The organism is Streptomyces sp. AC558_RSS880, from assembly GCF_019049255.1.
Classification (GTDB): domain Bacteria; phylum Actinomycetota; class Actinomycetes; order Streptomycetales; family Streptomycetaceae; genus Streptomyces.
The window spans coordinates 1-18,228 of sequence record NZ_JAGMUJ010000073.1 but is presented as its reverse complement, the minus strand read 5'-3'; the positions used below and the strand labels follow the sequence as shown (position 1 = coordinate 18,228).

General features: G+C 71.7%; 17 protein-coding genes and 1 pseudogene. 4 read left to right on the top strand and 14 right to left on the bottom strand.

From position 1 onward, the window contains the following. Nucleotides 1–76: 76 nt before the first annotated feature. Nucleotides 77–784, bottom strand: coding sequence for a class I SAM-dependent methyltransferase (locus KUM38_RS23645; RefSeq protein ID WP_217131457.1), 708 nt, complete (start codon nt 782–784; stop codon nt 77–79). Between the two features lie 67 nt (nt 785–851). On the opposite strand from KUM38_RS23645, the pseudogene KUM38_RS23640 reads away from it, so the two are divergent. After that, nucleotides 852–1,229, top strand: a pseudogene (locus KUM38_RS23640) (transcriptional regulator); the annotation flags it as partial. Between the two features lie 168 nt (nt 1,230–1,397). On the opposite strand, the gene KUM38_RS23635 reads toward KUM38_RS23640, so the two are convergent. The 5 genes from KUM38_RS23635 to KUM38_RS23615 form a co-directional block, all read right to left on the bottom strand. Further along, nucleotides 1,398–3,095: a bifunctional uroporphyrinogen-III C-methyltransferase/uroporphyrinogen-III synthase gene (locus tag KUM38_RS23635; protein ID WP_217131439.1), complete on the bottom strand. Its 1,698-nt coding sequence runs from the start codon at nt 3,093–3,095 to the stop codon at nt 1,398–1,400. After that, nucleotides 3,092–4,051: a hydroxymethylbilane synthase gene (hemC, locus tag KUM38_RS23630; protein WP_217131438.1), complete on the bottom strand. Its 960-nt coding sequence runs from the start codon at nt 4,049–4,051 to the stop codon at nt 3,092–3,094. Before hemC ends, KUM38_RS23635 begins: the two co-directional genes overlap by 4 nt. Further along, complete coding sequence (locus KUM38_RS23625; RefSeq protein ID WP_217131437.1) at nt 4,048–5,742, bottom strand: glutamyl-tRNA reductase; 1,695 nt, start codon at nt 5,740–5,742, stop codon at nt 4,048–4,050. The genes hemC and KUM38_RS23625 overlap by 4 nt, the downstream gene beginning before the upstream one ends. Then, nucleotides 5,739–6,506 (bottom strand): redox-sensing transcriptional repressor Rex, encoded by a 768-nt coding sequence (locus KUM38_RS23620; protein ID WP_217131436.1) that lies wholly within the window; start codon nt 6,504–6,506, stop codon nt 5,739–5,741. The genes KUM38_RS23625 and KUM38_RS23620 overlap by 4 nt, the downstream gene beginning before the upstream one ends. Nucleotides 6,507–6,807: 301 nt before the next feature. Further along, a complete protein-coding gene (locus tag KUM38_RS23615; protein ID WP_217131435.1) occupies nt 6,808–7,086 on the bottom strand; it encodes a glutaredoxin family protein in 279 nt (92 codons plus the stop codon). Nucleotides 7,087–7,190: 104 nt separating this feature from the next. On the opposite strand from KUM38_RS23615, the gene KUM38_RS23610 reads away from it, so the two are divergent. The 3 genes from KUM38_RS23610 to KUM38_RS23600 all read left to right on the top strand — a co-directional run bounded on the left by KUM38_RS23610 (nt 7,191) and on the right by KUM38_RS23600 (nt 11,092). Further along, nucleotides 7,191–8,102, top strand: coding sequence for an HAD family phosphatase (locus KUM38_RS23610; RefSeq protein ID WP_217131434.1), 912 nt, complete (start codon nt 7,191–7,193; stop codon nt 8,100–8,102). 632 nt (nt 8,103–8,734) lie between these two features. Next, nucleotides 8,735–9,583: an ECF subfamily RNA polymerase sigma factor, BldN family gene (locus KUM38_RS23605; RefSeq protein ID WP_217131433.1), complete on the top strand. Its 849-nt coding sequence runs from the start codon at nt 8,735–8,737 to the stop codon at nt 9,581–9,583. A 252-nt stretch (nt 9,584–9,835) separates the two neighbouring features. Beyond that, the gene (locus KUM38_RS23600) at nt 9,836–11,092 is read left to right on the top strand and encodes a DUF5667 domain-containing protein (RefSeq protein ID WP_217131432.1); all 1,257 of its coding nucleotides are present in this window, start codon (nt 9,836–9,838) and stop codon (nt 11,090–11,092) included. A 69-nt stretch (nt 11,093–11,161) separates the two neighbouring features. On the opposite strand, the gene KUM38_RS23595 is transcribed toward KUM38_RS23600, so the two are convergent. From KUM38_RS23595 to KUM38_RS23560, 8 genes are all read right to left on the bottom strand, one after another. Continuing rightward, complete coding sequence (locus KUM38_RS23595) at nt 11,162–12,238, bottom strand: lysophospholipid acyltransferase family protein (RefSeq protein ID WP_217131431.1); 1,077 nt, start codon at nt 12,236–12,238, stop codon at nt 11,162–11,164. Nucleotides 12,239–12,252: 14 nt separating this feature from the next. Beyond that, nucleotides 12,253–13,314, bottom strand: coding sequence for an NAD-dependent epimerase/dehydratase family protein (locus KUM38_RS23590; RefSeq protein ID WP_217131430.1), 1,062 nt, complete (start codon nt 13,312–13,314; stop codon nt 12,253–12,255). Nucleotides 13,315–13,508: 194 nt separating this feature from the next. Next, the gene (locus KUM38_RS23585; protein WP_003948845.1) at nt 13,509–13,607 is read right to left on the bottom strand and encodes a 30S ribosomal protein bS22; all 99 of its coding nucleotides are present in this window, start codon (nt 13,605–13,607) and stop codon (nt 13,509–13,511) included. A 155-nt stretch (nt 13,608–13,762) separates the two neighbouring features. Beyond that, complete coding sequence (locus KUM38_RS23580; protein ID WP_004984898.1) at nt 13,763–13,975, bottom strand: helix-turn-helix domain-containing protein; 213 nt, start codon at nt 13,973–13,975, stop codon at nt 13,763–13,765. A gap of 129 nt (nt 13,976–14,104) precedes the next feature. Continuing rightward, entirely contained in the window at nt 14,105–14,920 is an 816-nt protein-coding gene (locus KUM38_RS23575; protein WP_217131429.1) for a phosphatase, read from the bottom strand. Between the two features lie 96 nt (nt 14,921–15,016). Further along, a complete protein-coding gene (locus KUM38_RS23570; RefSeq protein ID WP_217131428.1) occupies nt 15,017–16,189 on the bottom strand; it encodes an acetoin utilization protein AcuC in 1,173 nt (390 codons plus the stop codon). After that, on the bottom strand, nt 16,140–17,378 hold the full coding sequence (locus KUM38_RS23565; RefSeq protein ID WP_217131427.1) for an MFS transporter: 1,239 nt from the start codon (nt 17,376–17,378) through the stop codon (nt 16,140–16,142). The genes KUM38_RS23570 and KUM38_RS23565 overlap by 50 nt, the downstream gene beginning before the upstream one ends. A gap of 60 nt (nt 17,379–17,438) precedes the next feature. Continuing rightward, the gene (locus KUM38_RS23560; RefSeq protein ID WP_217131426.1) at nt 17,439–18,095 is read right to left on the bottom strand and encodes an HAD family phosphatase; all 657 of its coding nucleotides are present in this window, start codon (nt 18,093–18,095) and stop codon (nt 17,439–17,441) included. Nucleotides 18,096–18,228: the final 133 nt, after the last annotated feature.

Genomic DNA, 18,228 nt, shown 5'->3' with positions numbered 1-18,228 from the left:
GAACCGCAGCGCGGGCAAGTTGTCCGCATTGCCGAGACAGGCTGATCACTCACGCAGCGACCGTCCCCGGCGGCATTTACGACAACGGACCGCGCCATGCGGTGAACAGCAGCGTGTCGGCCGCTCGCGGCCCCTGCCCGGCGGGAAGGACGTCGCCGCTGATGCGGGTGAATCCGGCCTCGTCGAGGAGCTTGGCCCACACGTGCTCTTGAAGCACCCAGCGGCGCATCGTGGCCGACTCCCCGTCCGGGGTCTTGGCCGGAATGTCGGCGTGCTCCACGTCGGGCTGTGCGGGCGCCCCGCTGAGATAGTGGGCGAGGGTGGAGAACACCAGCCGTCCGCCCCGCCGCAGCGCGGACGCCGCCGCCGGCAGCAGCTGGCGCGGCTCGGTGAAGTCGACCGCGCCGAACACGCTGTAGAGCACGTCGTACGTGCCGGGCGCCGCCTGCAAGTGCTCCACGACGTCCGACCGCACCAGCTGCAGGCGCGGCGCGAGATGGCCGTACAGGTCCGTGGCCATGGCGTGCTGGGCGGGTGAGGCGTCGACGGCGACGACCCGGGCGGGCCGGTGGTGAACGGCCAGGTGGGCGGCGTGCCGGGCGGCGCCCGCGCCGAGGTCGGCGACACACAGCCCGGACAGGTCACCGAGGATGTCCGGACCGGGCCCGCAGTCCTGGCCCCAGGCCCACCGGAACGTGTCGGGCACGGTCCGGTCGGTGGCGTGGCGGGTGCGGCCGTAGTGGTGCCACAGGTCTGCAGAGGTGGGGGCTGTCACCCGCCCCATGGTGGCGGGCACAGCCTCCGGGCGGGCCGGTTCGCGGGAATCTCACCCGGACGTGCCCTGGACTCCGGCGACCGGCCGACTCCCCGGCACCGCCCCGGCGGGCCGCCTGTTCCCGATCAGCCCAGCCGCCGTCGACCTGTACGCAGTAGGCGTGCACTGGGCCCTCGGCGACGCGGGCGCCGCCCTGGACGCGGGGAAGAACCTGCGCGCCGACCAGTTCCCGACCGCCGAACGCAAGGCCCGCATGGGCACCGACATGGCACGCGCCTGGTGGGCATGGAACCGGCCCGAACAGACGGCCCGCGCCCTGCTCGACGCCTACCGGGCCAGCCCCGGCGAAGTACGCGACCGGCCGGCGATCCGCAGCATCGTCGACGAGCTCGCCGAGCGGCACCCGCGGACCACGGGCGTACGGGAACTCCACACCGCCGTGACCCGAGCCTGAACAGGCGCTGCAAGACACAGGTGCCCGCTTGCCGGATGTCCGGGGGCCGTCGCCCATCTCCCGAACCCGCTGCAGCGCCTCGGCGTAACGCGGTGAACGAGGTGCCGCAGTGGTGACGTCGGAGGCCGGACGAAGAAGGGCGCCCCCGAAAGGGCGCCCTTCTTCACCTCAGGTCGTCGACCGACGCCTCCGCGCCCCCGGCCGCCGCTCGCTCGGCCTCGTCACCGGGTCGCCCGCGTCCAGCGCGGCCAGCCGGCGTCGCGTGCCGAAGTCGGCCAGGGCCTCCGCCAGCTTGTGGACCGACGGCTCGGGGGCCATCACGTCCACCCGCAGGCCGTGTTCCTCCGCCGTCTTCGCCGTCGCCGGGCCGATGCAGGCGATCACCGTCACGTTGTGCGGCTTGCCCGCGATGCCGACCAGGTTCCGGACCGTCGACGACGACGTGAACAGCACCGCGTCGAAGCCGCCGCCCTTGATCGCCTCACGGGTGTCCGCCGGGGGCGGCGAGGCGCGGACCGTGCGGTAGGCGGTCACGTCGTCGACCTCCCAGCCCAGCTCGATGAGGCCCGCGACCAGCGTCTCCGTGGCGATGTCGGCGCGCGGCAGGAAGACGCGGTCGATCGGGTCGAAGACCGGGTCGTACGGAGGCCAGTCCTCCAGGAGGCCCGCGGCCGACTGCTCACCGCTCGGCACCAGGTCCGGCTTCACGCCGAAGGCGACCAGCGCGTTGGCCGTCTGCTCGCCCACCGCCGCGACCTTGATGCCGGCGAAGGCACGGGCGTCGAGGCCGTACTCCTCGAACTTCTCCCGGACCGCCTTCACCGCGTTGACCGACGTGAACGCGATCCACTCGTAGCGGCCCGTCACCAGGCCCTTGACCGCCCGCTCCATCTGCTGCGGGGTGCGCGGGGGCTCCACCGCGATCGTCGGCACCTCGTGCGGCACGGCCCCGTAGGACCGCAGCTGGTCGGAGAGCGACGCCGCCTGCTCCTTCGTACGCGGGACGAGCACCTTCCAGCCGAACAGCGGCTTGGACTCGAACCACGACAGCTGGTCGCGCCGGGCGGGGGCGCTGCGCTCACCGACCACGGCTATCACCGGCCGGCCGCCGTCCGGGGACGGCAGCACCTTCGCCTGCTTCAGCGTCTGCGCGATCGTGCCGAGCGTCGCCGTCCAGGTGCGCTGCCGGGTCGTCGTACCGGCGACGGTCACCGTCAACGGGGTGTCGGGCTTGCGTCCGGCGGACACCAGTTCGCCCGCCGCGGCGGCCACGGAGTCCAGCGTGGTGGAGACGACCACCGTGCCGTCCGACGCACCGACCTCGGTCCAGCACCGGTCCGAGGCCGTACGTGCGTCCACGAAACGGACGTCCGCGCCCTGGGCGTCGCGCAGCGGCACACCGGCGTACGCGGGTACGCCGACCGCCGTCGCGACACCGGGGACGACCTCGAACGGCACCCCGGCCGAGGCGCACGCCAGCATCTCCTCGGCGGCGTACGCGTCGAGCCCGGGATCACCGGACACCGCACGCACGACCCGCCTGCCGCCCCGCGCGGCCTCCATGACAAGATGTGCGGCATCCCGCACCGCGGGGACACCGGCGGTTGTTGACGCGCCGTCAACGACCGTCAGCTGGGGCGTGCCCGTACCCGGAACCGACGTATCGGCATCCGTGTGCACTTCGGCGACGCCCTGCCTCGCGTGCGTGCGTACGACGTCGAGCACCTCGTGCTCGGCGACGAGGACGTCCGCGTTCGCCAGCGCCTCCACGGCGCGCAGGGTCAGCAGTCCCGGATCCCCGGGTCCGGCACCGAGGAAGGTGACGTGCCCGTGTTCCGGAGGGGCGGGAAGGGTGGTGGGGCTCACTGTGCTCGCTCCCCCATCAGACCGGCCGCGCCCTGCACGAGCATCTCGGTGGCGAGTTCGCGACCGAGTGCCATCGCCGCCTCGTGCGTCTCGGGCACGGGACCGGTGGTGGACAGCTGCACCAGCGTCGAGCCGTCGGTCGTGCCGACGACGCCGCGCAGGCGCATTTCCTTGACAATCTGCCCGTCGGCCAGAAGGTCGGCCAGCGCCCCCACGGGGGCGGAGCAGCCGGCCTCCAGGGCGGCGAGCAGGGAACGCTCGGCCGTCACGGCGGCCCGCGTGAACGGGTCGTCGAGCTCGGCGAGCGCGGCGATCAGCTCCGCGTCGTCCGCGGCGCATTCGATCGCCAGTGCCCCCTGGCCGGGGGCGGGCAGCACCGTGTCGACCGACAGGAAGTCGGTCACCTCGTCGCTGCGTCCGATCCGGTTCAGTCCGGCGGCGGCCAGCACCACGGCATCCAGTTCGCCCTTCAGGACGTACCCGATGCGGGTGTCGACGTTGCCCCGGATCGGGACCGTCTCGATGTCCATGCCGCGGCTGCGCGCGTACGCGTTCAGCTGCGCCATGCGGCGCGGCGAACCCGTGCCGATGCGGGCGCCGCGCGGCAGGTCGGTGAGCTTCAGCGCGTCGCGGGTGACCATCACGTCGCGCGGGTCCTCGCGCACCGGGATGGCCGCCACGACGAGCTCGTCGGGCTGCGTGGTCGGCAGGTCCTTCAGCGAGTGCACCGCGAAGTCCACCTCGCCCCGCGCCAGCGCCTCGCGCAGCGCGGCCACGAACACGCCCGTGCCGCCGATCTGCGCGAGGTGCTCGCGCGAGACGTCGCCGTACGTGGTGATCTCGACGAGCTCGACGGGCCGTCCGGTCACCTGGCTCACGGCTTCCGCCACCTGCCCGGACTGGGCCATGGCGAGCTTGCTCCGCCGCGTCCCCAGCCTCAGTGCCTTCTCAGTCATGCCGGCCCTCGGTTCTGTGCGTTCTTCTCGGTGCTTTCCTCGGCTCGGGAGACGGAGGCCACCGTCTCGGGGTCGAGGTCGAACAGGGTGCGCAGCGCGTCCGCGTACCCGGCGCCGCCGGGCTCGGCCGCGAGCTGCTTGACCCGTACCGTCGGCGCGTGCAGCAGCTTGTCGACCACCCGCCGCACGGTCTGGGTGATCTCCGCGCGGTGCTTGTCGTCCAGGCCGGGAAGCCGCCCCTCCAGACGGGCGATCTCGCCGGCCACCACGTCGGCCGCCATGGTGCGCAGGGCGACGACGGTCGGCGTGATGTGCGCCGCCCGCTGTGCCGCCCCGAACGCGGCGACCTCGTCGGAGACGATACGCCGCACCTGGTCCACATCGGCAGCCATCGGAGCGTCCGCGGAGGCTTCCGCGAGCGACTCGATGTCGACGAGGCGCACACCGGCGAGGCGGTGCGCGGCCGCGTCGATGTCGCGCGGCATCGCGAGGTCCAGCAGGAACAGCACGGGCTCGGGGCGCGGCGGCTCGGCCACCGGCTCCGGGCGGCGCCGCTCGGGGATCCGGCCGACGGCGGACGCGGTCGCGGCGAGCGCGCCGATCAGGTCGGCGTCGGCCTCGGGGCCGGTCCGGCTGGTCTCCCGGCGGTCGACGGTTCCGCCCGCGACCCACGCGGCGTGCTGCTCCAGCGTCGCCGCGTCCATACCGGCGACGGCGGCCTCGCCCATCACGGAGAACCCGGGCCGTACGGCGGACAGGTCCAGCGGACAGCCCTCGTCCGTACCCACGGAGGTGGGCGGGAGCGGTGCCTCGGCGGCCTCGTCCAGGTCGACGACCGGCTGCTGTCCGACGCGGCTCCCGACACCCGCGGCGACCACGTCGGCCGTGAGGACCAGCCCCGTCGCGCCGGTGCAGGAGACGACGACGTCGGCACGTGTCAGCTCGAACGGCACCGAGGGCATCGGGACCGCGCGGGCCAGCACGTCCGTGTCGTCGCCCTCGGTGAGGATCTGGGCGAGGCGCTCGGCACGCTCGGGCGTGCGGTTGGCGATCACGATCTCGGCGACACCGGCCCGCGCGAGCGTGGCCGCGGCCAGCGACGACATCGAACCGGCGCCGATGACCAGGGCCTTCTTGTCCCGCGCCCACGTCTCGACGGGCGCGCCCACGGCCAGCTGCTCCAGGCCGAAGGTGACCAGGGACTGCCCGGCGCGGTCGATACCGGTCTCGGAGTGGGCCCGCTTGCCGACCCGCAGCGCCTGCTGGAACAGGTCGTTCAGCAGCCGTCCGGCGGTGTGCAGTTCCTGCGCGCGGGCGAGCGCGTCCTTGATCTGGCCGAGGATCTGCCCCTCGCCCACGACCATCGAGTCGAGGCCGCAGGCCACCGAGAACAGGTGGTGGACGGCCCGGTCCTCGTAGTGCACGTAAAGATAAGGAGTGAGCTCCTCCAGGCCGACCCCGCTGTGCTGGGCGAGCAGCGTGGACAGCTCGGCGACACCGGCGTGGAACTTGTCCACGTCGGCGTAGAGCTCGATGCGGTTGCAGGTGGCGAGGACCGCGCCCTCGGTGGCGGGCTCCGCGGCGACCGTGTCCTGCAACAGCTTGACCTGCGCGTCCACGCTCAGCGAGGCCCGCTCCAGCACGCTGACCGGCGCGCTGCGGTGGCTCAGTCCGACGACGAGGAGGCTCATGCCGGCATCACGGCGGGTACGTCCCCGTCGGGCCCCTGGTCGGTGGCGGACTGCCGGCGGGTGGCGGCCGGGGCGGCGGCGGCGGTGTCGGCCGTGCTCTCCTCGCCGGCCTTGCGCTGCTCGTGGAAGGCGAGGATCTGCAGCTCGATGGAGAGGTCCACCTTGCGCACGTCGACACCGTCCGGGACGCTCAGCACGGTCGGCGCGAAGTTCAGGATGGAGGTGACACCGGCGGCCACGAGACGGTCGCAGACCTGCTGGGCGGCGCCGGCGGGGGTGGCGATCACGCCGATCGACACGCCGTTGTCCTGGATGATCGACTCGAGCTCGTCGGTGTGCTGGACCGGGATGCCGGCGACGGGCTTCCCGGCCATCGCGGGGTCGGCGTCGATCAGCGCGGCGACCCGGAAACCGCGGGAGGCGAACCCGCCGTAGTTGGCGAGGGCGGCGCCGAGGTTGCCGATTCCCACGATCACGACCGGCCAGTCCTGGGTCAGGCCGAGCTCGCGGGAGATCTGGTACACGAGATACTCGACGTCGTAGCCGACGCCCCTGGTCCCGTAGGAGCCCAGGTAGGAGAAGTCCTTGCGCAGCTTCGCGGAGTTGACCCCCGCGGCGGCCGCCAGCTCCTCCGAGGAGACCGTGGGCACCGAGCGCTCCGAGAGCGCGGTCAGGGCGCGGAGGTACAGCGGAAGGCGGGCGACGGTGGCCTCGGGAATTCCTCGGCTACGGGTCGCCGGTCGGTGAGTTCGGCCAGTTGCCACGGTGCTCCTGCGGGTAGAGCGGGGCTTCAGGCGGTCATACGTCAGGTCATACGTCCCCGGACCGCCCCGTCGAATGCAGGCTATGTCTTTGTGAACGCGTGCACAAAGATTGTGTCCGATTTGCCCGGCCAACGTGACCGGGGTCACGCGCCCCCGGCGCACTCGCGAGGAACCGGCGCACGAGCGCCACCGTTCCTTTTCTTCTGGGGGCAAAACCGCACACTCTCCTCTGTGAATCCCGCCCCCGAGACCAAGCCGCCATCGATCCTAAGCGACTTTCCGGTCGGTTTGGACTGGCCGGTCAGTCGGTGAGGGCCCTGCGGAGACGGTCCTCGTTCACACGCCAGAAGGTGTGCTGCTCGCCGTCGACGAGGACGACGGGGATCTGCTCCCAGTACCGGTCGTGCAGCTCCCGGTCCTGGGTGATGTCCTTGTGCTCCCACGGGACGCCGAGCTCCTCGCACACCTTCTCCACCACCACCTGCGCGTCGTCGCACAGATGGCAGCCGGGCTTGCGCACGAGGGTGACGAGCCGGTCCTGCGGGGCGGCCGGGGTGCTGCGGCGGAAGAGAGGGCTCATACGGGTCATTGTCGCGCGCGCCTTAACGCCCGGGACCCGGAGAGTTCACGGCGCCCGAACCTCTCGGCTCCGGAACATCCGCACCGACTGGCTATGCTCACGCCATGGCCGCTCTAGGATGGCTCACTCCCCGTAGGCGCTCCGCCACGGCGCGGAGCGTGTTGGCAGGCGAGGCCTCGGCGGAGGCAGCACGCAAGTCCACCCAGGAAGTTTCCGAACGCGAACCGGAGTTCCCGGTCGTCGGGGACGAACGGGCCGCCGCGTTCTTCGACCTGGACAACACCGTGATGCAGGGCGCCGCCCTGTTCCACTTCGGGCGGGGCCTGTACAAGCGGAAGTTCTTCGACACCCGCGACCTCGCCCGGTTCGCCTGGCAGCAGACGTGGTTCCGACTGGCCGGGGTCGAGGACCCCGAGCACATGCAGGAGGCCCGCGACTCGGCGCTCTCCATCGTCCAGGGGCACCGCGTCTCCGAGCTGCAGTCCATCGGCGAGGAGATCTACGACGAGTACATGGCCGAGCGGATCTGGCCGGGGACCCGGGCGCTGGCACAGGCGCACCTGGACGCGGGACAGCGGGTCTGGCTGGTCACGGCGGCGCCGGTGGAGATCGCCACGGTGATCGCGCGCCGGCTGGGACTGACCGGGGCGCTGGGGACGGTCGCGGAGTCGATCGACGGCGTGTACACGGGCAAACTGGTGGGCGAACCGCTGCACGGCCCGGCGAAGGCGGAGGCGGTCCGCGCGCTGGCGCTCGCGGAGGAGCTGGACCTGAGCCGCTGCGCGGCGTACAGCGACTCGCACAACGACATCCCGATGCTGTCGCTGGTGGGCCACCCGTACGCGATCAACCCGGACTCCAAGCTCCGCAAGCACGCCCGCCGCATGGACTGGCGCCTGCGCGACTACCGCACCGGCCGCAAGGCGGCGAAGGTCGGCATCCCGGCGGCGGCGGGCGTGGGCGCGGTGGCCGGCGGCACGGCAGCCGCCATCGCCCTCCACCGCAAACGCCGCTGACCCCACGAGACCAGCGGACACCCGCCTGCCGCGTCAGCCGCGGGCAGTCGCCGCCGCTCCCACCGCTCCCGCGGGCAGTCGTGCCGCTGGGGCGGCACGGGTGGGCGCGACGGCACCCCGCAAGCGCCGGGCCGCGCGACCCACCCCCGCCCAGCCACACCACCGGGCACCCGGCCGACCCCGCCGCACGAATGGGCGTGAGGGCACCTCGCAAACCCCGGGCCGCGCGACACCCCCCGCCCGGCCCCGACACCAGGCACCCGGTCAACCCCCGTACGCTCACCGAACCGGTCACCGGGGACCACTTCCGTCACCCCGCACCCAAACCCGGCCAATCCAACTGCCCTACCCCGCAACCCCCTTGTCCAGTCCTCTTGGCTGAACACGGCCACAACTCGCCCCACACCGCCCCCGAATGCGAACGCTTCCGGTCGAAAACCGACCCCCATGCGACACCCGAACACCCCTCAATCAGTTACAGAAGCGACGCAATCGGTGATTTGAGCAACTCGGTGTAGCAGAGCCTGCACGAAGCGTTATTCTCCTCAGACGCAATCCGGTACCCACCCATAGCTACGACGGGTGAACGGTCCCGCACTGCACGTGATGGAAGCTCTGCCTCTGGGAGTCCCGTGTACCCACACGTCGGGGTTGACGCCTCGGGCCTGGCTACGCTGCGCGCGACAGTCGCGACAGCCCGAGACCTGCTGCGCGGCATCGTCCCCACCGCGCACGCGGTCCCCGCGTTCGCCACCGCCCCCGCCGCCGGCCCGTGCTACGCCCTCGCCGACGGCAGCGCCGCAGTCGGCGGACGGGGGCGCCGCTCCGCAGCACCCTCCACAGCCCCCGCCGCGGCCAAGAGCGCGGCCAGAGGAGCCGCCGCCAGGACGACCAGCGGTGCCTCCGCCGCCCGCCGCCCCGCCGCCGACAGCGACAGCGCCCGGATGATGGACCTCGTCGAGCGCGCCCAGGCCGGCGAGGCCGACGCCTTCGGACGGCTGTACGACCAGTACAGCGACACCGTCTACCGCTACATCTACTACCGGGTCGGCGGCAAGGCGACCGCCGAGGACCTCACCAGCGAGACCTTCCTGCGCGCACTGCGCCGCATCGGCACCTTCACCTGGCAGGGCCGCGACTTCGGCGCCTGGCTGGTGACCATCGCCCGCAACCTCGTCGCCGACCACTTCAAGTCCAGCCGCTTCCGCCTCGAGGTCACCACCGGGGAGATGCTCGACGCCAACGAGGTCGAGCGCTCCCCCGAGGATTCCGTTCTCGAGTCCCTGTCCAACGCCGCCCTCCTCGATGCCGTACGACGACTCAACCCCCAACAGCAGGAGTGCGTCACGCTCCGATTCCTCCAAGGTCTGTCCGTCGCCGAGACCGCCCGCGTGATGGGCAAGAACGAGGGCGCCATCAAGACCCTCCAGTACCGGGCCGTCCGCACCCTCGCCCGGCTCCTCCCGGACGACGCCCGCTGACCCGAACCCGCCCGCCGACCGGAACACGCTCCGCGACACCCAACTCACGGTACGTGAAACTCGGTTGGCTTCCTCATTCGGTCATCCCGGGTCCGTAACCCAAGTGCCGCGCCACTCGTTGTGCGGGATACAGGCTCCCTGTGGTCACCCCCTGACCGACTTCGATCACTCGATCGCGTGACCCTGGTCAGGGCGGGGAACCCTCAGGACCCCCTGGGGAGTCGACCGTGATGACGAGAGGAGGTGCCGCCAGTGATCGCGAACGTATCGGCGCACCGGCGGGCGAACGCCTTCGCCCAGGCCCTGGAGGAGCAGTCCGACCGGGGCACGGCGGCCGAGCAGCCCGAAGGATCGACACCGGCCCCGGCCCCGGCCGCCGCCGCGGAGACCGAGCAGGCACAGCTGCTCACTCTGACCTCCGGCCTCGGCGCGCTGCCCAAACCAGAACTGGACCCCGAGGTCAAGGTCGTCCAGCGGGCCCAGCTGGTGGCCGCGTTCGAGGCCATGCTCCAGGAGGGCACCGCTGCGGGCGAGGCGACGGATCAGACCGTACCCGGACAGCGCTCGCACCGGGCCAGGGGCGCCCACCGGGCGACCCCGCTGGGCAAACTGCGACCACGGTCGCGGCTGGCCAAAGGGCTCACCGCGGGCGGACTCACCGTCGGCGTCGCCGCCGGCGCCCTCGGCGGAGTCGCCGTCGCCAGCTCCGACGCCCTGCCCGGTGACTCCCTCTACGGACTCAAACGCGGCATCGAGGACGTCAAGCTCGGCCTCGCCGACGGCAACGACGAGCGCGGCCGGGTCTACCTCGACCACGCCTCCACCCGCCTCAACGAAGCCCGTCGGCTGATGGAGCGCGACCGCAGCGGCCGCTTCGACCACGAGTCCCTCGGCGATGTCCGCCGCGCCCTGTCCGGCATGCGGCACGACGCCGCCGAGGGCCACCGGCTGCTGCGCGAGGCGTACGAGCGCGACCCCGGCTCCCTGGGCCCCATGCAGGCGCTCTCCTCCTTCTCCCAGGCACACCGCCAGACCTGGGGCACCCTGCGTGACCGGCTGCCCGTGCAGCTGGGGGACGTGAGCGAGCAGGTCTCGTCGGTGTTCGACGCCATAGACGAAGACGTCGCCCCGCTGCAGTCGCTGCTCCCCGGCCCCTCGACCGACGAGGACGACGGCGGCGCACGGCGGCGCGGCTCCGCGTCGACACCCGGCACCCCGTCCGGCACGGACCCCTCGCAGTCCCCCGGCACCGGCGGCGACACCTCCGGCGAGAGCGGCCCCGGCAGTGCCGGCCCGTCCGGTTCCGCCGACGCCGACCGCGAGAGCGACGACCTGCTCGGCGGCAACACCGGCGACCTGCTCGACCCGCCCGAGGAGAGCGGCGCCGTCACCACTCCGCCACCGGCGACGGGCGGCATCACCCCGCCTCCCGCCCCCGACGTCACCATCCCGCCCCTCCTGCCCGGACTCCTCCCGGGCCTGGGCATCGACAGCGAGGACGCGGAGTAGAACGGAGGGCGCCCCTCACGACGAGGGGCGCCCCCGAAGACGTACGCGACAACGGTCCGCCAGAAGAACCTAGAAGAACACCGACCGCCGCTGCACCAGCAGCTTGTACAGCGTGTGCTGGATCTGTTCCCTCACCTGGTCGGTCAGGTTGAACATCAGCATCGGGTCGTCCGCCGCCTCCGGCGGATAACCATCCGTCGGGATCGGCTCGCCGAACTGGATCGTCCACTTCGTCGGCAGCGGGATCGCACCCAGCGGACCGAGCCACGGAAACGTCGGCGTCAGCGGGAAGTACGGAAAACCCAGCACCCGGGCCAGCGTCTTCGCGTTGCCGATCATCGGATAGATCTCCTCCGCCCCGACGATCGAGCACGGAATGATCGGAACGCCCTGCCGCAGCGCCGTCGAGACGAACCCGCCACGCCCGAACCGCTGCAGCTTGTACCGCTCGCCGAACGGCTTCCCGATGCCCTTGAACCCCTCCGGCATCACCCCCACCAGCTCACCCTGCCCGAGCAGGCGTTCGGCGTCCTCCGTACACGCCAGGGTGTGCCCCAGCTTGCGGGCGAGCTCGTTGACCACGGGCAGCACGAACACCAGATCCGCCGCGAGCAGCCGCAGATGACGGCCGGCCGGATGGTGGTCGTGGACGGCGACCTGCATCATCAGACCGTCCACCGGCACCGTCCCGGAGTGGTTGGCGACGATCAGCGCACCGCCCTCCGGGGGGATGTTCCCGATGCCCTTCACCTCGACCCGGAAGTACTTCTCGTACACCGGCCGCAGCAGGGACATCAGGACCTGGTCGGTGAGCTCCTCGTCGTATCCGAAGTCGTCGACGTCGTAGTCCCCGGTGAGCCGGCGGCGCAGGAACGCCAGACCGCTCGCGATCCGCTGCTCCAGGCCGCCCGAGCCGACACCCGAACCGTCCCCGGCCGGTTCCTGGAGCTGCTCGTCCACACCCGTCACCCGATCATCATCCTGCACGGACGCCACACCCGGCAGGGGCTGGACCTCCCCGACCGCCGCGGGCTGCGCGCCGCCCTGGCGCCGGCTGCCCGCACTTCGGCGGCGCGACGGGCGCTGCGCGGCACCCCCACGCGAGCGGTGGTCGTCGTCGAACGGAATGACCTTGGCGTCCGCCATCGTTGCTGCGCTCCTCAGTTGGCGCTCTGCGTCGGGGGGTGACCGCTGCCCGGCAGGGGCAGCGCGGCGATCCGGTCGACGGCCCTCTCGAGCCTCTCCGGGGGAAGCAGCCCGGGACCGCGACTGCGCACGAAGTCCGCAAACGTTTCAGCAGTCGAGTACTTCGGGGTGAAGCCCAGCGTCTCCCGCATCTGGTCCGTCGACACCACCCGCCCGTGTGTGAGCAGCCGGATCTGCTCGGGCGAGAAATCCGTCATCCCCAGCGTACGCACCAGTGAGCCCGCCCAGGTGACCGCGGGAAGCAGCAGCGGCACGGTCGGCCGGCCGAGCCGCCGCGAGCACTGCGAGAGCAGCAGCACGCCGTCACCGGCGATGTTGAAGGTGCCGCTGTTGAGCGTGGAGCGCCTCGGTTCGTGCGAGCCGATCCGCAGCACCTCGACGACGTCGTCCTCGTGCACGAACTGCAGCCGGGGGTCGTAGCCGAACACGGTCGGCAGCACCGGCAGCGAGAAGTACGAGGCGAGCGGGCTGTCCGCGGCCGGGCCCAGGATGTTGGCGAACCGCAGCACACACACGGCGACGTCCGGACGGCGGCGCGCGAAGCCGCGCACGTACCCCTCGACCTCGACCGTGTCCTTCGCGAAGCCACCGCTGGGCAGGGACTTGGGCGGGGTCGACTCGGTGAAGACCGCCGGGTCGCGGGGCGCGGAACCGTAGACGCTCGTACTGGACTTCACGACCAGCCGCTTGACGCCGGGGGACTTCTGGCAGGCACCCAGCAGCTGCATGGTGCCGATGACGTTGGTCTCCTTCAGCGCGGTCCGGCCGCCGCTGCCGAGCGGCGTCCCCGTCACGTCGAGGTGGACGACCGTGTCCGCGCCCGACTCGGCCAGCACCCGCGCGATGGTGGGCTGACGGATGTCCGTCTGGACGAAGTCGGCACCGCCCAGGTGATGCTCGGGCGGGACCGCGTCCACGCCGACGACCCGGTCCACCTCGGGATCCCGCAGGATCCGCCGGACGAAACGGCCCCCCAGCTGACGGGCCACCCCGGTCACGAGCACGACCTTTCCCAAGATCAGCGCCTTCCTCTCGCCCTGCTCCCGACGGCCAACCTATCGGGTCGCCGTCGCTCTGTGGTGTCCATCGGATGCTTGAAGTGACGACGACGGACCCGTACGCACGAGGCGAGTGCCCCGGACGTACGAATGGCAGTGGCCCCCCACCGGAGTGCGGTGGGGGGCCACTGGACACGCTCTCGCGCTGTCGCTTACTTCTTGTTGCGACGCTGGACGCGCGTGCGCTTGAGCAGCTTGCGGTGCTTCTTCTTGGCCATCCGCTTGCGCCGCTTCTTGATAACAGAGCCCACGACTACCCTCGCTCACTTCTCATCACTCGGTGTTTGGGCGCCATGGGCCCACACGACCTACGAGGGGCTAGCCTACCCGCCCGAGCGCTGAGGTCGTAATCGAGGGGGCCGGGGTGATCCCGAGTGGCCTGTGAGGGACCACCCCGCCCCAGCCGTCAGGCCGTTTCCACCCCCACGTAGCTCTCGCGGAGGTACTCGTGAACCGCTTGCTCCGGGACGCGGAAGGACCGCCCCACCCGGATCGCGGGCAGATGACCGCTGTGCACCAGCCGGTACACGGTCATCTTCGACACTCGCATCACCGAGGCGACTTCCGCCACGGTAAGGAACTGAACCTCGTTCAGAGGCCTCTCGCCAGCTGCAGCCATGACACACCTGAACCTTCCGCACTCGACGGCCACCGGCTTCCCCTTCCGGTGACTCTTCGTCGTTGCGTGCTCACTCCCCAATGTAGGGGCGGGTGATGCGAGTGGGGAAGAGGTGCACCCATCGGCGGCCTACTGTGACAGACACGCTCGATTGAGTACGTAGCGGGTCAACGGCAGGTAGTAATCAGACCGCACGCCGTCATCAAGTGGAACGACGAGGGAGACGGCCCCCTCGGCCTCACCGACGAACGGCGCGGGGTCGTTCACATCGGCCGGCCCGACGGCCTCGAACCCCAGCTGACCTGCCCCGCAGACCCAGCCGTGATCTCCGATCACCAATTCCGGAAGCGGTCCGCCGGCATCGGCCGCCGCGGCCAGCGCGGTCCGAACCGGGAGGGGGGAGTGCGTGTGTGCGCCGGGCTCACAACCGGGGCGTTCCGCGGTCGCGCCCCGGACGAGCCCGACTCCCCGTACGTAGTCGAGGTTGTACGTGCGTAGACCGAACCGGGTCGTTATGTCGACACAGCGACCCTGCGCGGGGGTGAGGACGGTACATCCCGCCGCCGACAAGGCGTCTGCCAGAACGGCGTAGAAACCGAGCAGCCGGTGCGGGTGACCGGTGCCGAACAGGACCGGCCCGCCACGCTCCGCAGCGACCGCCAGCCGCCCCGCGAAGGCGTCCAGGGCGGCCAGGGTCCGCTCGGGGTCGATCACATCATGGCCGGAGACGTGCGCGGGATCGGCCGAGACCCCGCACCTGTCCGCCATCAACGCGAGCAATTCCCGCTCACCCCATACCCGTTCGGGATCCAGCCCGATCAGCAGGCGCGGATCCCGGGCGGCGAACAACCGGTAGCTCCGCAGGCTCTCCTCCCGCGTGGTGCCCACGACCCCGGCGAGCCGGACGGCGAGGAGGTGCACACGGAGCTCGGCGGTGGTCAGCACGGAAGCGATGCTGCGGGATACCGGGACGAGGCGGGACCGGAACGGGGGAACACCGCACGGACGGCGTAACGGAACGCCCGTACGACCGTACGGCCGTCAGGGCAGCAGCCCCCGCAGCGGGAACACCGCGCGCCGCGCCGCCAGGATCGCCTGGTCCAGGCGGTCCGCCGGGTCGTACCCCTCGTCCCACGCGGCCCAGGACACCGGCCACCGCCCGTCCGTCATCCGCCGCGGCGCCGGCTGCCGGGTCCGGGCGTACACCTCCTGCCGCCAGCCCTCGGGGATCACCGTCGTGGGCTCCACCGGCCGCTCGGCCGCGATGCCCACCAGATGGGTCCAGGACCGCGGCACGACCTCCACCACCGCGTAACCGCCACCGCCCAGCGCCACCCACCGCCCGTCGGCGTACTCGTGCGCCAGCTCGTGGCACGCCACCTGCACCGCCCGCTGCGCGTCCAGCGACACCGCCAGATGCGCCAGCGGATCCTCGAAGTGCGTGTCGGCCCCGTGCTGCGTCACCAGCACCTGCGGCCGGAAGTCCGCGATCAGCTCCGGCACGACGGAGTGGAACGCCCGCAGCCACCCCGCGTCCCCGGTCCCGGCCGGCAGGGCCACGTTGACCGCGCCGCCCTCCGCACCGTCCGCCCCCGTCTCCTCCGGCCACCCGGTCTGCGGGAACAGCGTCCGCGGATGCTCGTGCAGCGAGACCGTCAGCACGCGCGGGTCCTCCCAGAACGCCGCCTGCACCCCGTCCCCGTGGTGCACGTCGACGTCGACGTACGCGACCCGCTCCGCGCCCAGCTCCAGCAGCCGCGCGATCGCCAGCGCGGCGTCGTTGTACACGCAGAAGCCGGAGGCCGCGCCCGGCATGGCGTGGTGCAGCCCGCCCGCGAAGTTCACCGCGTGCGGCGCGTCCCCGCGCCACACCGCCTCCGCCGCGCCCACGGACTGCCCCGCGATCAGCGCCGACACCTCGTGCATCCCGGCGAACGCGGGATCGTCCACCGTCCCCAGCCCGTACGCCTGGTCCGCGGCCGCCGGGTCCGCCGACGCGGCCCGCACCGCCTCGATGTAGTCCTCCCGGTGGACGAGCCGCAGCGTCGACTCCCCGGCCGCCTTCGCGGCGACCACCTCCACCTCACGGTCGAGCCCCAGGGCACCGACCAGACTCCGGGTCAGCGCCAGCCGGACCGGGTCCATCGGATGGTCCCGGCCGAAGTCATAGCCCGTCACTGCCTCGTCCCACATCAGCTGTACGCGCCCGCTCATGCCCGCCACCGTATCGGTCCGGCCGATCCGCGAACGACCTGGCGTACACGAGCGTCACCAGCACCAACACCATCGGCACGAGCATCGCCCCGCGGTAGCTCCAGGCATCGCCGAGCGCCCCGACCAACGGCGAACCGATCAGAAAACCCACATAATTGAAGACATTGAGCCGCGCGACGGCCTTGTCCGAAGCCCCCGGGCCGCCACGCCCGGCAGCCCGCCGCCCGGCCGCCGCGAAGGTCTGCGGCACCAGCACGCACAACCCGAGCCCCAGCAGCGTGAACCCCAGCATCCCCACCCACGCACCCGGCGCCCCGGCCACCACGGCGAACCCCACCGCCGCCACCAGCGCCCCCGCCCGCACCACCGCCACGGCCCCGAACCGCCGCACCCCGACGTCCCCGAGCGCCCGCCCCAGCAGCGTGGTGACCATGTAGACGTTGTACGGAACGGTCGCCAGCTGCTCCGAACTCCCCAGCACGTCCTGGAGGTACTTCGCACTCCAGTTGGAGACCGTCGAGTCCCCGATGTACGCCACCGTCATCACCAGGCACAGCGGCAACAGCCACGCGAGGCCGTCGGCCGCGTGCCCGCCCTCCGCGTTCTCCGGAGCCGGCTCCTCTTCCCCGTCTCCCCCGTCGACGTACCACCGGCTTCCGACCAGCGCGGCCGGCAGCAGCACCAGCACCACCGGCAGATACGACACCCACAACGCCAGGTCCCCGTGCGCCCCCACCCACGCGAGCGACGCCCCGACGATCCCGCCCAGGCTGTACGCGGCGTGGAAGCTCAGCATGATGCTGCGCCCGTACGCCCGCTGCAGACTCACCCCGAGCATGTTCATCGACGCGTCCAGCGCACCGACGGCCAGCCCGAACGCGGCCAGTGCCACGCCGAGCCCCGCCATGTGTTCGCCCGCTCCGACGCCCAGCAGCGCCAGCAGCACCACCGGCTGCGACCACCGCAGCACCCGGCTCGGCGGCACCCGCTTCACCAGCCGCTCCGTGGTGACACTTCCGATGCCCGCCAGGATCGGCACGGCGGCGAGGAAGACCGGCAGCAGCGCGTCGGAGACCCCGTACCGGTCCTGGACGGCCGGGATCCGCGTCACGAGCAGAGCGAAGGCGACGCCCTGCACGAGGAAACTGAACGCCAGCGAGACCCTGCCGCGCCGCAGCACATCAGTCATGGCGGCGAGCGTAGGGCTCGGGGATACCGGTGGGTAGATCCGGTCAAAGATGAATCACCTTCAGTTTCGTCCTCGCGCGAGCAGCGGGAGCAGCTCCTCCATGCCCTCGAAGAGTCCTGTGGCCGCGGAAAGCTTCTCCGCGGGTGTCATCGCGGTGAACCCGTACACGTCCATCCCGGCCGCGACCGCCGCCTGGACGCCCAGCGGACTGTCCTCGACGACCACACACCGCTCGGGCGCCACGCCCATCCGCTCGGCCGCGTACAGGAACAGGTCCGGTGCGGGCTTCCCCCGCCCCACGTCCTGCGAGCTGAAGATCCGCTCGTCGTCGAACCACCGGTCGAGCCCGGTCATGCGGTGCCCCACCCGGATCCGCTCATGGCTCCCGGACGAGGCCACGCAGTACGGCACCCCGTCGGCGGCCAGCTTCTCGAGCACGTCCATGGCACCGACGACCGGCTTCAGCTCCCGCTCGAACGCGGCGAAGACCCGGGCGTGGAACACGTCGTCGAAGTCCGCCGGCAACCGCCGCCCGGTCCGTTCCTCGACGAGATCGTGCACGCGGTGCATGGCGGAGCCCATGTAGTCACGGATGGAGTCCTCGTACGAGGTGGGGTGGCCGAGTTCGGTCAGATAGGCGGCCAGAAGGCTGTTGGAGATCGGCTCACTGTCGACGAGAACACCGTCGTTGTCGAAGATGACGAGGTCATAGCGCATGGCTCTGACCCTAAACGCAGAAAACCCCGCACCGGTACGGTGCGGGGTTTTCCCGAAGAATTGTTCGGCGGCGTCCTACTCTCCCACAGGGTCCCCCCTGCAGTACCATCGGCGCTGTAAGGCTTAGCTTCCG

Bases quoted from the DNA above. Each gene is read 5' to 3' on its own strand.
- KUM38_RS23645 (WP_217131457.1), bottom strand. From the start codon at position 784: ATGGGGCGGGTGACAGCCCCCACCTCTGCAGACCTGTGGCACCACTAC.
- hemC (WP_217131438.1), bottom strand. From the start codon at position 4,051: ATGACTGAGAAGGCACTGAGGCTGGGGACGCGGCGGAGCAAGCTCGCC.
- KUM38_RS23625 (WP_217131437.1), bottom strand. From the start codon at position 5,742: ATGAGCCTCCTCGTCGTCGGACTGAGCCACCGCAGCGCGCCGGTCAGC.
- KUM38_RS23615 (WP_217131435.1), bottom strand. From the start codon at position 7,086: ATGAGCCCTCTCTTCCGCCGCAGCACCCCGGCCGCCCCGCAGGACCGG.
- KUM38_RS23610 (WP_217131434.1), top strand. From the start codon at position 7,191: ATGGCCGCTCTAGGATGGCTCACTCCCCGTAGGCGCTCCGCCACGGCG.
- KUM38_RS23595 (WP_217131431.1), bottom strand. From the start codon at position 12,238: ATGGCGGACGCCAAGGTCATTCCGTTCGACGACGACCACCGCTCGCGT.
- KUM38_RS23580 (WP_004984898.1), bottom strand. From the start codon at position 13,975: ATGGCTGCAGCTGGCGAGAGGCCTCTGAACGAGGTTCAGTTCCTTACC.
- KUM38_RS23570 (WP_217131428.1), bottom strand. From the start codon at position 16,189: ATGAGCGGGCGCGTACAGCTGATGTGGGACGAGGCAGTGACGGGCTAT.
- KUM38_RS23565 (WP_217131427.1), bottom strand. From the start codon at position 17,378: ATGACTGATGTGCTGCGGCGCGGCAGGGTCTCGCTGGCGTTCAGTTTC.
- KUM38_RS23560 (WP_217131426.1), bottom strand. From the start codon at position 18,095: ATGCGCTATGACCTCGTCATCTTCGACAACGACGGTGTTCTCGTCGAC.